The sequence below is a fragment of the Microbulbifer hainanensis genome (genome assembly GCF_014904735.1).
In the GTDB taxonomy this organism is placed as follows: domain Bacteria; phylum Pseudomonadota; class Gammaproteobacteria; order Pseudomonadales; family Cellvibrionaceae; genus Microbulbifer; species Microbulbifer hainanensis.
In genome coordinates, this window is record NZ_JACZCR010000003.1 from 237294 (window position 1) to 250157 (window position 12864).

At 59.8% G+C, this 12864-nt stretch carries 10 protein-coding genes; 4 read left to right on the top strand and 6 right to left on the bottom strand.

The annotated features are described in order from the left end of the window. The first annotated feature begins 181 nt into the window (after positions 1-181). A complete protein-coding gene (locus IG168_RS01495) occupies positions 182-1246 on the top strand; it encodes a LacI family DNA-binding transcriptional regulator (RefSeq protein WP_193161362.1) in 1065 nt (354 codons plus the stop codon). 158 nt (positions 1247-1404) lie between these two features. Here IG168_RS01495 and IG168_RS01500 read toward each other — a convergent pair whose 3' ends face one another. Genes IG168_RS01500 through nagK form a run of 4 tightly spaced genes read right to left on the bottom strand, consistent with a single transcriptional unit; the run spans position 1405 to position 5948 of the window. Beyond that, positions 1405-2739, bottom strand: coding sequence for a sugar MFS transporter (locus IG168_RS01500; RefSeq protein WP_193161363.1), 1335 nt, complete (start codon positions 2737-2739; stop codon positions 1405-1407). Positions 2740-2777: 38 nt separating this feature from the next. After that, positions 2778-3905, bottom strand: a complete 1128-nt coding sequence (gene nagA / locus IG168_RS01505; protein ID WP_193161364.1) for an N-acetylglucosamine-6-phosphate deacetylase — start codon at positions 3903-3905, stop codon at positions 2778-2780. A 21-nt stretch (positions 3906-3926) separates the two neighbouring features. Continuing rightward, positions 3927-4970 (bottom strand): glucosamine-6-phosphate deaminase NagB-II, encoded by a 1044-nt coding sequence (gene nagB-II / locus IG168_RS01510; protein WP_226876402.1) that lies wholly within the window; start codon positions 4968-4970, stop codon positions 3927-3929. A gap of 33 nt (positions 4971-5003) precedes the next feature. Beyond that, positions 5004-5948 (bottom strand): N-acetylglucosamine kinase, encoded by a 945-nt coding sequence (gene nagK / locus IG168_RS01515; RefSeq protein ID WP_193161365.1) that lies wholly within the window; start codon positions 5946-5948, stop codon positions 5004-5006. 571 nt (positions 5949-6519) lie between these two features. Here nagK and IG168_RS01520 point away from each other — a divergent pair. The 3 genes from IG168_RS01520 to IG168_RS01530 all read left to right on the top strand — a co-directional run bounded on the left by IG168_RS01520 (position 6520) and on the right by IG168_RS01530 (position 10214). Next, the gene (locus IG168_RS01520) at positions 6520-7842 is read left to right on the top strand and encodes a substrate-binding domain-containing protein (RefSeq protein ID WP_193161366.1); all 1323 of its coding nucleotides are present in this window, start codon (positions 6520-6522) and stop codon (positions 7840-7842) included. A 54-nt stretch (positions 7843-7896) separates the two neighbouring features. Further along, entirely contained in the window at positions 7897-8829 is a 933-nt protein-coding gene (locus IG168_RS01525) for a DUF6279 family lipoprotein (RefSeq protein ID WP_193161367.1), read from the top strand. 110 nt (positions 8830-8939) lie between these two features. Further along, positions 8940-10214 carry an aminotransferase class I/II-fold pyridoxal phosphate-dependent enzyme gene (locus IG168_RS01530; protein WP_193161368.1) on the top strand — a complete coding sequence of 425 codons (1275 nt, stop codon included), beginning with the start codon at positions 8940-8942 and terminating at the stop codon, positions 10212-10214. 90 nt (positions 10215-10304) lie between these two features. On the opposite strand, the gene IG168_RS01535 is transcribed toward IG168_RS01530, so the two are convergent. After that, a complete protein-coding gene (locus IG168_RS01535; RefSeq protein ID WP_193161369.1) occupies positions 10305-11978 on the bottom strand; it encodes a lysophospholipid acyltransferase family protein in 1674 nt (557 codons plus the stop codon). Then, on the bottom strand, positions 11975-12766 hold the full coding sequence (locus tag IG168_RS01540; RefSeq protein WP_193161370.1) for a UDP-2,3-diacylglucosamine diphosphatase: 792 nt from the start codon (positions 12764-12766) through the stop codon (positions 11975-11977). Before IG168_RS01540 ends, IG168_RS01535 begins: the two co-directional genes overlap by 4 nt. Positions 12767-12864 lie beyond the last annotated feature (98 nt).

Consider the following 12864-nt stretch of genomic DNA (forward strand, 5'->3'; position numbering starts at 1 on the left):
GATTTGTAGTATTGCTTCACAAAGCGCTCGCAAAATGATCAAACAAGGTTGGGCAGTGACTCCGCGCGCAGCAAACATCTTGCAGCGCGAAATGCCACCGCTTTTGCTGGTAAAATGCGCATTGGCCGACATGACTCCGCCTGCAGCGCGGAGGTTTCCAAAATAAGGACAAGCGCCCCACATGAAAGTCACCATTAACGATGTCGCCGCACGGGCCGGCGTCTCGATCAAGACCGTCTCACGCGTTATCAACAACGAGCCCTCGGTTCGCCCGGCGACGAAAAAGAAAGTCATGGATGCGGTGGAGGCACTCAATTACCAACCCAATCTCGCCGCCCGCAACCTGGCCGGCACCCGCTCGTATACCATCGCGTTTATTTACGACAACCCAAATGCCTATTACGTCATCGATATGCAAAACGGCATACTCGAGGCCTGCAAGGCGCGCGGCTACGAACTGTTGATTCATCCGACCAATGCCAAATCTGCCAATGTGCACGAGGAGCTGCGCAACCTGGTCGAGCATTCAAAAATCGCCGGCCTGGTGCTGACCCCACCTTTCTCAGAGACCCAGTCATTCATCGACACGGTGAAAGCCCTGGATGTCGACTATGTGCGGATCGTTTCCAGCGAAGCCGCCCTCGACGACGAGGACAATTGCATCCAAGTGGATGACAGCGCCGCCGCTTTCGATATTACCCAGCACTTGCTACAACTCGGTCACCGGCGCATCGGCTTTCTGTGTGGTGGAGAAGAGCACGTCTCAACCCACGGCCGGCTGGCCGGCTATCGCAGCGCACTGGAAACCGCCGGCGTAGCGATCGACGAAAACCTGATCCTGAAAGGCGAGTATTCCTTTGATTCCGGCGTGCAAGGTGCAAAGACACTGCTGCAGTCCGACAACCCGCCCACCGCCATTTTTGCCAGTAACGATGAAATGGCAGCGGGCGCCCTGTTCGCTGCACGTCTGATGCATATCGCGATCCCCGAACAGTTGTCGATTGTCGGCTTCGAGGACAGCCCGTTCTCGCGCCAGACCTGGCCCAAACTGACTACGGCCCACCAGCCCAACAACGAGATCGCCAAGTGCGCAGCGGCATTGGTCCTGAGCAAGGCGCGCGGCAAGGGCGCGGCCGAAAGCGCCTCTGCCAACAAAGAGGCAGGTATTAAACGGGAGTTTACCCCCACCCTGGTTATCCGCGATTCCAGCGGTCCCGCGCCCGAAACGGCAACCGGCAAAAGCTGACTCCATCACGGCGCGCTCTGCGCGCCATGCCCTTCCCGCCGAGCATCCCCCTCTTTTTCTCTTTCCAGCAGACGAAAAAAAGCCCTCACATGGAGGGCAAGATGACGAGAACCAAAGAGAAAAATAACAAGACAATCAAATTACAAGCTTCAAATTCATTACTTCCAACTGCGCATCCTGTGGCCCTTGAGCGCATAGAACAGGATAAACAGGTAGGCGGGGATCGCGATCAGGTAGGCGAGTTTGCCATCGCCAGTATCGGCAAAGTGGCCGTACAGCGGCGGCAGGATAGCGCCACCGGAAATACCCATAATCAGCAGTGCCGCCCCCTTGGAGGTAAACTTGCCGAGACCTTCCAGCGCCAGCGGCCAGATTGCCGGCCAACACATGGCGTTGGCAAATCCCAACATTGCGACAAAGAAGACGGCATTGGGAATTTCCGGCAATCCGAACAACAGCGACAGCGTCGATGCGGACAGCGCTGTACTCTCAAAAGAGCCGGTCATTACGAACAGGGTAAATACAATCCCGAGTACCGCCGAAACCATCAGAGCCTTCTGCTGGCTGATAAAACGCGGAATGGCGATAGTGCCGTAGATATAGCCCAGCACCATGAAAATCATCGTATAGGAGGTCAACACGGAAGCGGCTGCAGTATCCATGCCCGCCTGCTTGCCGAGCAGGCCGATGGCGTCGCCGGCGATCACTTCAACACCGACATAAAAGAACAAGGCAATCGCACCCAGTACCAGCTGTGGATACTGCATCAGCCCGGAAAGCGTCGCGGCTCCACTGTCCTGGCCGACAATTGCCTCATCCTCGATATCCGGCAGCGGCGCGAAGGTCATGGCGATGGCCAGCAGTCCCGCCAGGATTGCCATACCGACATAGGGATCGACCAGCTGGCCCGCCAGCTCGTTCAACTTGGCATCCCTGGCAGTTGCAGAGAGAGCGGCGAGTTCGGATTCGGAAATACCGGTGATTCCCGCCATCACGAGGATGGCGAACACCCAGGGCGCCACGATGCCGGCACCTTTGTTCAAGAGGCCCATGACGCAGATACGCACCGCGGCCGTCTCACTGGAACCCAGTTTCACCACATAGGGATTCGAGGCAGTCTGCAGAATGGTCAGGCCGGACCCCACGACGAATTGCGCCAGCAGAAATATGCTGAACATGCGGCTATAGGCGGCCGGAATGAATATCAGGGCGCCCCCCCCCACCAGTGCCAGACCGAGCGCCATGCCATTTTTATAGCCAGTGCGCTCGATGATCGCAGCCATGGGCAGCGCCATCACTGTATAGGCGATGTAGAAAGCAGAAGCTACCAGCATGGCCTGGAAGGCAGTCAGGTCACATATTGTCTGCAGGAACGGGATGAGAGCGCCGTTCAGCCAGGTAACGAATCCAAAAATAAAGAACAGCATGCCGATAATCGCCATCGGCAGCAGGTTACTTTTCGCCTCACTCTGGGCAGCTACTGCGGTATTCATAGGAGCACCTTTTTATCGTTATCGTGATTTCTAATCATCTAGTTGGAAAATACTTCCCTACCACCTATCCAGGTTTTCTGAACCTGTAATTTATCGTCCAGCAAAATCAGGTCTGCGCTTGCCCCAGCCTCGATACGCCCGGCGGCCAGCCCTAGAAAGTGGGCCGGGTACAACGCCGCCATGCGCAGCGCTTCCGTCAGCTCCACCCCACACCAGTCGCGGATGTTGCGCACCGCACCGATCATATCCAGGTGCGACCCCGCCAGTTCACCGGTGGTCGAGGTCAAACGATCACCGTCGCGGGTCACCACCCGGTCGAACAGCGGAAAGCTGGTCTCGTCGCTGCCCACCAGGGACATGGCATCGGTCACCAGCATAATCTTGCCGCGCGGCTTGGCCTTCAGCGCCAGTGTCATCGCTTCGGCACAGACGTGGTGTCCATCGGCAATCAGGCCACACCAGGCACCGTCGCTGATCAGGGCCGTGCCAACCATGCCCGGTTCGCGGGACTGCAGTGGCGACATGGCGTTATACAGGTGCGTAAAGCCGGTCGCTCCGGCAGCCACCGCCGCCGCGGCGGTCGCGCCGTCGGCATTGGAGTGACCCAGGCAAACTTTGACACCCAGCGACACCAGCTTGCGAATATCTTCTACAGCGACATTTTCCGGCGCCAGCGTCACCGCCTTCACGCCCAGGTCGTCGCGCGCATAAATGGCCAGCTCCTCGTCGCTGAGTGGCCGGATGAAACGCTCCTCGTGCGTGCCCTTCTTCGGCCTGCTCAGGTGCGGCCCCTCGAAATGCACACCGATCACGCCCGGCACACCTTCCCGCAGTGCCGCGGCGACCGCATCCGCGGCCTGGCACATGACATCCACGCGATCGGTGATCAGCGTGGGCAAAAAGCCGGTAGTGCCGTACCGCGCGTGCGCGGCGCTCATTTTTCCGAGCGCGCTAACACTCGGATCATTGTTGAACAGCACACCGCCACCACCATTGACCTGCACATCCACCAGTCCCGGCGCCAGCAGTCCGGCCAGACGCTCGGCGCCTTCCGGGGCGGAGCCGCCGATGGATTCGATCCGGCCGTCTTCACTGACTGTCAGCGGAATATTGCGGTGAAGCTGTTCACCGTCGAAAAGCTGTTCCGCCAAAAATGTGCGCGTCACGGGTATCTCCAGCTTCGACAATCAAACAGTCTGGGTCACTTTCTTCAGACCCGCCGGCTCGTCCGGATTGATACCGCGACTCACCGCCACATGGGCCACATCAATGTAAAAACGCTGCAACAGCGCCAGTGGCGCCACGCGCGGATGCACACCCTTGCTCGGCACATGCAGATTCACCAGGGTACCGCCGCGGCGGACAATGTCGGCGATCTGCTCGCTGTGCGCCTGGAAGGACTCATCTTCAATGGGCACATTCACTACCGTGAGCTGCTGTTCCACCAGAGTGACGGGACCGTGCAGGAACTCGGCACTGGAGAAAGACTCCGCGTGGATATTGCAGACCTCCTTCAACTTCAACGCCAGCTCCCGGGTAATGCCGTAGCCGGGACCACGCCCCAGCACTACCAGATTCTTCACCGCAGCCAGGTCTTCCGGGCGCAGCTGCACATCAGAATCGACCGCATCGCGGAGTGTTTCCGGCAGCGCGTCGACCGCCGCCAGCAACTCGGCGTTTTCAGTCCAGTTGGCCACCAGCTGCAAGATCGCTGACAGGGTCGCCAGGTAACTTTTCGTCGCTGCTACGGCTTTTTCCGGGCCCGCCTTCAGTGGCAGCACCTGATCGACGATGTCCTTGATCGGCGCGGTTTCATCGTTGACCAGCGCCACCGTGTAGGCCCCCGCCTCTTTCGCCATTCTGGCCTGGGCGAGGATGTCCGGGCTGCGGCCGGACTGGGAAATCACGATCACCAGCGCGCCTTCAAGCTTGAGCTTGCGCCCGTAGACGCTGGAAACGGAGGGCGCAGCGGCAAATGTCGGCGTGCCGGTTTCAATTTCAATCAGGTACTTGGCAAATACGCCGGCGTGGTCGGAGGAACCGCGACCGACGATCATGACAAATCTTGGTGGCTCGCGGCGCAGGCGCTCACCCAGTGCCGCCATGCTCGCGGCGTTGCTCTGCAATTGTTCGGCGATGCGATCCGGCGCTTCGCGGGCCTCGGTTTCCATCACGGTGGTGGCCATAGCGCTGTCTACCTGTGTTGCCTCGGCGGAAGTTGCTGCAGTCATAAAATTCCTAATTCGGTCGGGAGTCGATCGGGATTACCCAAACAGGGCGCTAGTCTCAGATTTTTCCGCTGAGGTTTCCGCGCCGTGCCCCTCTTCCACCAGACACTGCTGGGCGAAGTAGACACAGCCGATTTCCGGCGCATCCAGCGGTTCTGCCAGACGCTCAACCACATGCGGCGCCAACCACTGGCGCAGTCGCGGCGCCAGCCCGCCAATCATGGACAAGCGCGGCGGCTTCAGCTCTAACAGCTTGTCGGCCAGGTCACTGATATAGGCCGCGCCGTCACGCACGATGGCCACGGCCACCGGATCGCCGGCTTCTGCGCACTCGATCACCGGAACTGCCAGGCGGGCGTAGTGACTGGAGGACTTGCCACCGATTTTTTCAAACACCTCATTGGCAGTGCTGCTTTCCAGCATTTTCAGCAGCTCGCTCTTCAGCCTGGAATCTTCGGCCAGTCCGTCGAGCGCCATCAGCAGGTACTTGACACCTTCCATGCCCATCCAGGCACCACTGCCCTTGTCGCCGTGCGGAAAACCGTGACCTCCCAACAGCGTACTCTCGCCATTGACCCAGGCGTAACCGACGGATCCGGTTCCGGCAATGATCACTGCACCGTCACCGCGATGGGCGCCGAGACAGGCGGAATGCTGGTCGGTGGTCAGGTACATTCTCTTGAAGGGGTGCGCCCAGGAGGCCATTTCGTTGTAGAGGCGCGGCATATTCACGCCGGCCAGGCCGACACCGGCAACCAGCTCTCCCAGGGTTTCCGGGGGCAGGTTCGCGTCAGCCAGGGCGAGTGCGGCGGAGCGCACGATAGAGTCGATTGTCTGGGCGTAGCCGTGCAGCGGGTTGGCGGGACCGGAGACGCCGGTGCCGAGCAGGCGATTGTCAGCGTCCACGATAGACGCACGGCACTTGCTGCCACCGCCGTCGATACCAATAAAAAGTATGTCCCTGTCTCTCAAAGCAACCATCTGAATCGGCCTCTAAGATTTTGTATTGTTATGTGTCTTCACCGGGCTTCCCAACATCGTTTCCCCCGGAAAGCGCGGCCTACGCGCGCGGCGTCAGTGCCAATATACGAGGGATACTACAAGAAAAATGACAGCGTTGTCATCCCATTTTCGAAAAAAAAGCCAATTGGGTACACAAACCGGCAGCACACTGTTCAAAGTTTAGCCGAACTCCATGTGGCGACACCGCAGTATATCGGCTCCGGCCATTGCCGCCCAGCGGAGACAACAGCGACCCCGCTCACCCGACCACAGTTAGGCGGCGGTACACTAAAAAGGTGTCGCAAGCGCCGACACTTTGTGAGCTAATCGGCAACAATTTGCAATGACTGCGTCACAAAATTCTGCGATAAAGCCTCCGCTCCCGAGGACGCCGGACGCCGGACGCCGGACGCCCTCAATGAGCGCAGCCTGCGATGTCTCTTGCCCAGTGACGCGAAGACAATGCGACAATAGCCGCAAGCTGCGAAGTACCTCAAGGCAAATCGAGGGGCGCGTCTTAAATCATCGTTATAACTGAAGGAACAGGAATATGGGGGGTTTGGCAAAGCGCATACTGCTGGCCACATTGCTGTACAGCCAATGGCTGGTTACACCTTTGCACGCGGAAGAAAGTCGCACGCTGTTTCGCCTGACTGGCTCCAATACAATTGGCGCCGAATTGGCGCCGAAGCTGGTCACTGGCTATCTGGACTCATTGCACGCCAGCAACATCAGCGAGCGCACCGAGGGCGAACGCCACTGGATCAGTGCCACGCTGCAGGGCCAGAACGTCGTAGTGCCCATTGTCGCACTGGGCTCCAGCACCGGCTTCAAGGCCCTGAATCAGGACACTGCCGACATCGGTATGGCATCCCGAAAGATCAAGTCGTCCGAAATAGAAACGCTCGCCCGCTTTGGCAATCTGGCCGGTGCGGAAGCCGAACATGTCATCGGCCTCGATGCCCTGATTGTCGCCGTCCACCCCAGCAACCCGGTATCACAATTAACCATTGCGCAGTTGCGGCAGATCTATAGCGGTGAGATTCGCAACTGGCGTGAGCTCGGCGGTGCCGACCTGCCGATCCGGCCACTGCAGAGGGATAAGGAATCCGGCACCCGCGCGACCTTCGATGCCGAAGTTTTCGCGGCTGGCGGCAGGGTTGCCCGCGGCATCTATGAAGTGTCCGGCAACGCAGAAACCCACGAACTGGTGATGCGGCAGCCCGGCGCCATCGGCTACCTGCCGTTTGCCGATGCCGACGGCGTGAAAAAAGTGGCGATCAAGGCCGGCGACCTCGCCGCGGTGGTGCCGGATCGCGGCATTATCGCCACAGAAGACTTCCCGCTCACCCGGCGCCTGTACCTGTACAAGAAGCCCAGCGAGTACAAATCCCAGGTGGACAGCTTCCTCCATTTTGTCGAGTCACCAGAGGGCCAGGAACTGGTCGGCGCCAGCGGCTTTATCAACCTGACGCCGGTCGCGCTGAAGATGCCCCCCTACCCCAACGCACCAGACGCGTACCGCACATTAATGAGCGAGGGCGAGCGTCTGAGTATCTCCTTCCGCTTCACTGACGGCAGTACCGAGCTGGACAGCCGCGCCCTGAAGGATCTGCGCCGATTGCAGCACTACATGGAAGAATCCGACCGCAAGCTGAACCTGACCCTGGTGGGCTTCTCCGACCAGAAAACCAACGACAATGTTGCCGACCTGATATCCCGCTTCCGCGCCCTGAAAGTACGGGGTGCCCTGTTGCGGGACCATCAGCTGGGAGACTGCAACATTCTCGCGCTCGGTGCCTTCGCGCCACTGACCGGTAGCAGCGAACATGCACCGATCAAGAACAGCCGCGTGGAAGTCTGGATTGACTAGGGCCAGTCAATCCCCTGCCAGATTCGCGGAACACACCACTGGCGGCAACTATGCTTGTGTAACTCCACCCGCCTGCTCGGTGGCGGGCTGGTCTTCGCAGAAAGGGGTCGCATGGTGCATCTTCAGGAGCCTACAGCAGCGCCTCAGCGGCGCAGATATTTCCCGCTGCTGGCGCTATTTATCACGCTACTTCTGGCGAGCTGCTCCAGCGTGCAATTTGCCTACAACCAGCTGGATCTCTGGCTCCGCTGGCAGATCGACGACTACGTTGATTTCAACGGTGCGCAGAAACAACAGCTGAAAGCAGCACTGAACAACTTTCACCGCTGGCACCGACAGACCCAGCTGCCCCGCTACGCCGACTATCTAGAGCAACTGGCTGACCGCGTCGATCAGGGGCAGCTGGACACAGTAAAACTTGAGCCGATCGAAACACAGGTAAAGGAATTCTGGGAGACTACCAGTACACAATTCTACGACTCACTGCTTCCGCTGGCTGCACAGCTGGACGCGGAGCAGGTTGAAGAGCTGGCACAGAACCTGGACGAGAAGCGCCGGGAATCCCTGGAAAAATGGCAGAAGTCACCGGAGAAAATCCAGAAGCGCCGCCGTAAACAGATACGCAAGCAGAGTGAGCGCTGGCTGGGCTCCCTCACTGACGAACAGGAAAACCTGGTCGCCGCCTGGGTCAATCAGGTCGCCTACAACCCACTGCTGCGCGACCGGCAGCGACAAGCCTGGCAGGCCAAGTTCATCGATATACTGCGGCGCAAACCCGATGGCTATCTGAAGCAGCTGCGCGAACTGATGGTGAATCCGGAGCAGCTCTGGTCCGACGACTACCGCCGCATGCAGGAACAGCGCCATCTTCAGATGCGCGAGCTAAGCCATCAGATCCTCGCCTCGACCACCGACGAGCAACGCCACCACCTGAGTACCACCCTGCGGGAATACGCGGCCGACTTCCGCGCACTGGTACGAGACTGACTGCGGGGAAGCCCAGCATAAATTTCCCTCGGAATCACCACATGGGAGCTGACGAGGCCCGCCTGTGGCTGCTAAGCTCGCCGCTCCCAATGGCCAACCGAGGATGAACCGTGCATATCGACTCCGCCAGACGCGACCAGTTGCAAGAGTGGGAAAAAGAACTGAGTGCGCAGTACCAGCGCATTTGCCAGCACGAACTGAACCTGGATATTACCCGTGGCAAGCCGTCAGCGGATCAGCTCCACCTGTCGGACAAGCTGGACGGGATCCTGAATGGTGATTACCGCGCGGCGGACGGCACGGACACCCGTAACTACGGCGGTATCGACGGCCTCGCCTGTGCCCGCAATCTGGGCGCCGACATACTGCAGGTCCCCAGCGAAGAGGTCATGGCCGGCGGCAACAGCTCGCTGACCATGATGTATCACGCGGTGCTCACCGGTTACCTGTTCGGTTTCGCCGGCAACACGCCCTGGCGGGAAATGCAGGCGCCTAAATTCCTCTGTCCGGTACCCGGCTACGACCGCCATTTCTCTATCTGCGAACAGCTGGGGATCGGCATGGTCAATGTTCCGATGACCGAGCACGGTCCGGACATGGATGTCGCGGAAGCACTGGTGCGCGACGACCAGGAGATCATCGGCATCTGGTGTGTGCCCAAATTTTCCAACCCGACTGGCGTGACCTACAGCAAGGAAACCGTCGATCGGCTCGCGTGCCTGGCCCAGATTGCCAACCCGGGTTTCCGCATTTTCTGGGACAACGCCTACGCAATCCACGACCTGGAGCACCAGGTCAATTTGCCCAGCATCCGCTCTGCCACTCTGGAAAATGACACTGCGGATTCCGTGCTGCAGTTCGCCTCAACCTCCAAGGTCACCCACGCGGGCGCCGGCGTGGCGTTTGTCAGTGCCAGCGCCGCCAACCTCGCTTCGCTGAAAAAGCAAATGCAGGCCATGACCATCGGCCCGGATAAGGTGAACCAGTTGCGCCACTCGCGCTTCTTTGCTGAGTTCACCATGCTGAAAGCCCATATGCAGAAGCACGCGCAGATCCTCAAACCGAAGTTCGAGTGTGTACTCAACCAACTGAATCAGGCCTTCGGCGACTCGGATCTGGGTGAGTGGGAAGAGCCCAGGGGCGGCTATTTCGTCTCGTTCAGTACACGCCCGGGCTGCGCCGCCGCAGTCGTCAAGCTGGCCGCCGACGCCGGCGTCAAATTGACCCCGGCCGGTGCCACTTTCCCCTACGGCAAGGATCCCGAGGACCGCAATATCCGCATCGCCCCGAGCTTCCCGCCACTGGAAGAACTGGATACGGCCATGTCGGTATTTGTGCTGTGCGTGAAACTGGCGAGTGTGCGCAAGCAACTGGAATCGCTGTAAGCCCTGCCCGGGGAAGAACGCCCGGGCATCTTCAATATTCGGCAGGAGTGCATGAGCGGCCGCTGGCCGCTCATGATCGAGACGGGCTGTTCAGGCGCCGAGGTAGCGCCGGGCAAACTTCGGATCCACCTGCTCCAGGTCGACCACGACCAGCCCATCCACGGAATCGCAGAAATCCGGATCCACATTGAATGCGTGGAAACTGGTTCCACCGGGCTTGGTCACCGCCGTGTACTTCTTGAAGAGTGGGGGCAACATCACCCCCTCTTCCTTCAGGATCTGCTTCAGCTGCACCATGTCCGCGCCGGCTTCCCCAATCAGGGCCGGCAGATCGTCGCGGGCCTCCGCGAACGGCAGGCGCGCGTCGCCGAGTGGATTGTCGGTGGCAAAGTGATGGAGGAAATACCGCACGATCGCAGACTTTGCCCGGGCAGAAAAATTACCCGGCATGGATACCGGTCCGAACAGATAGCGCACCTCGTTGCGTGCAATCCACTGACCGATACCGCACCAGAGCAGGTCCAGACCGCGGCCGCGCCAGTATTCGGGCAACAGGAAGCTGCGCCCGAGTTCCGCCGATCCCGGCAGACTCTGTTGTGGCGGGCGCGGGTAGTTGAACAAAGTACTGCTGTAGATCTGTTCCGGATCCAGCCCCTCGGTTTTCGCCAGGCGATAGGCACCGGCAATGCGCGCGCGGTTACTGTCCCACAACAGCAGGTGATCGTAGTGGGCGTCGAAGGCATCCCAATCGCGACTCAGCCCAGTGCCCTCACCAACGGCGCGGAAGGCGATTTCGCGGCTGCGCGACAGCTCGCGCATCACCGGGCAGTCCGGCCGCTGCCGGTACAGTTTGACCGCATACTCGCCCTGCTCCACCAGTGTCGCGCAACTGCCCATGACCCGCGCGACGTCTTCCGTCGACTCCGCCGCGGCGATCAATTCCGGGCCCAGCGGCCGTGGCGATTTGTGTAAGCGGTAGACGTGGTTGCGCCACAGACGCGCCTGGGCACGCGGCGTCAAGGGCCACTGGCTGAAGTGCTCCGCTTCGACCGGGCTGCCAATGCGGATATCGATACTGCGCTTTGCCTGTTTGAACATCTCCCGGATCAGCCACAGGGTCGATAGTGGCTTGTTGACCATGGACAGGCCGTAAAACCACAGCGAATTGCGCCCGCGTACCTGCACCGGCAGTATCGGCGCACCGGTTTTTTCCGCAAAACGGGCAAAGCCCGGATTCCAGCGCCCGTCGCGCACGCCCTGGGGCGTTAGCCGGGACACCTCCCCCGCGGGAAATACGATGATGGCGCCGCCGGTGTGCAGGTGTCCGTAAATGCCCTCGACATCGCCACGGCGTGTGCGCCCGTTGAAATTGTCCACCGGCAGCAAGTAATCGCGCAGTGGCCCGATATTCCACAACAACTGGCTCGCGACCGCTTTCACATCCCGGCGCACCCGCGCCACCATATCGATCAGTGCTAGTCCGTCGAGGCTGCCCAGCGGATGATTGGAGACGATAACCAGCGGTCCGGTTTGCGGAATGCGCTCCAGCTCCAGCGGGTTGAGATCGTAGTGAAAATCAAAGTAGGCGAATACCTGGCGGATAAAATCCAGGCCGCCCAGGTGCGGGTAACGCCGACCGAATTCCTGTAGTTGCTGCTCGCAACAGATTTTCTTCAATGTTGCCGAAACCAGCTTGCGCGTCGGTTTTTGCGGTGCGGCGCTGTACCAGTCGTTCCCCTGCAGCAGGCTATCCAGTTGAATCATGCCGCTACCGCCTCAGTCATGATGCGCGCAATCTTTGGTGCGCGGTGCCAGTGGAGCAGTTCCAGGCTGCCGTCGTGTTTTTCCACCACTGCACTCATGGAATCCACCCAGTCGCCGCAGTTTGCATAAATCACGCCCCGCCCGCTCACATCGCTGTGGCGCACGGCGGCCCGGTGTATGTGGCCACAGATAACGCCGTCCAGGCCGCGGCGGCCGGTTTCACGAATGGCGATTTCCTCAAAGCTGCGCATCAGGCGGCGCGCCGCCTGCACTCGGCTTTTGACGTGGTTCGCCAGCGACCACCAGGGCTTGTCAAAGCGCCCGCGCCAGTAATTGATCCAGCGATTCAGGCGCAACATCAGGTAGTAGCTCCGGTCGCCAATGTGATAGCTGATGGGGTTGATATCGATCTGGTGCTCGAACTGGTCGCCGTGGGTCACCCAGTAACGCCGGCCATCCGCAGCGGTATGTACCCAGTCGCGCTCCACGCGAATATTGCCGAGGCGCTTGCCGGCCCAGCTGCGCATCGGCGCGTCATGATTACCGGGGATATAGATGACTTCGGGGGTCTTGCTGCTGAGCTCCGCCAGCATCTCCAGCAGCAGTGACGACGACTGGCACCAGCTGCCGCGGCCCTGTGCCAGTGCTTTCATATCGAAGATGTCGCCGACCAGATAAACGGTATCGGCGCGGTTCTGGGCGAGAAAATCCGCCAGCCGTTGTGGCTCGCTGTCACGGCTGCCCAGGTGAACATCAGAAATCCACAGTGCTCGGTAGCGGTTGCTCATGGCAAGGTTCCAAGTGGCAGTTTGCGATACCTTGCTTGAGTTTTTTTACAAAAAGTGGCCGTTTTTATGAAGTATTTATTGCAGCCGAGAAAGAGCCG

Coding starts and splice junctions, on each gene's coding strand:
- IG168_RS01495 (WP_193161362.1), top strand. CDS start 182: ATGAAAGTCACCATTAACGATGTCGCCGCACGGGCCGGCGTCTCGATC.
- IG168_RS01500 (WP_193161363.1), bottom strand. CDS start 2,739: ATGAATACCGCAGTAGCTGCCCAGAGTGAGGCGAAAAGTAACCTGCTG.
- nagB-II (WP_226876402.1), bottom strand. CDS start 4,970: ATGACTGCAGCAACTTCCGCCGAGGCAACACAGGTAGACAGCGCTATG.
- nagK (WP_193161365.1), bottom strand. CDS start 5,948: ATGGTTGCTTTGAGAGACAGGGACATACTTTTTATTGGTATCGACGGC.
- IG168_RS01520 (WP_193161366.1), top strand. CDS start 6,520: ATGGGGGGTTTGGCAAAGCGCATACTGCTGGCCACATTGCTGTACAGC.
- IG168_RS01535 (WP_193161369.1), bottom strand. CDS start 11,978: ATGATTCAACTGGATAGCCTGCTGCAGGGGAACGACTGGTACAGCGCC.
- IG168_RS01540 (WP_193161370.1), bottom strand. CDS start 12,766: ATGAGCAACCGCTACCGAGCACTGTGGATTTCTGATGTTCACCTGGGC.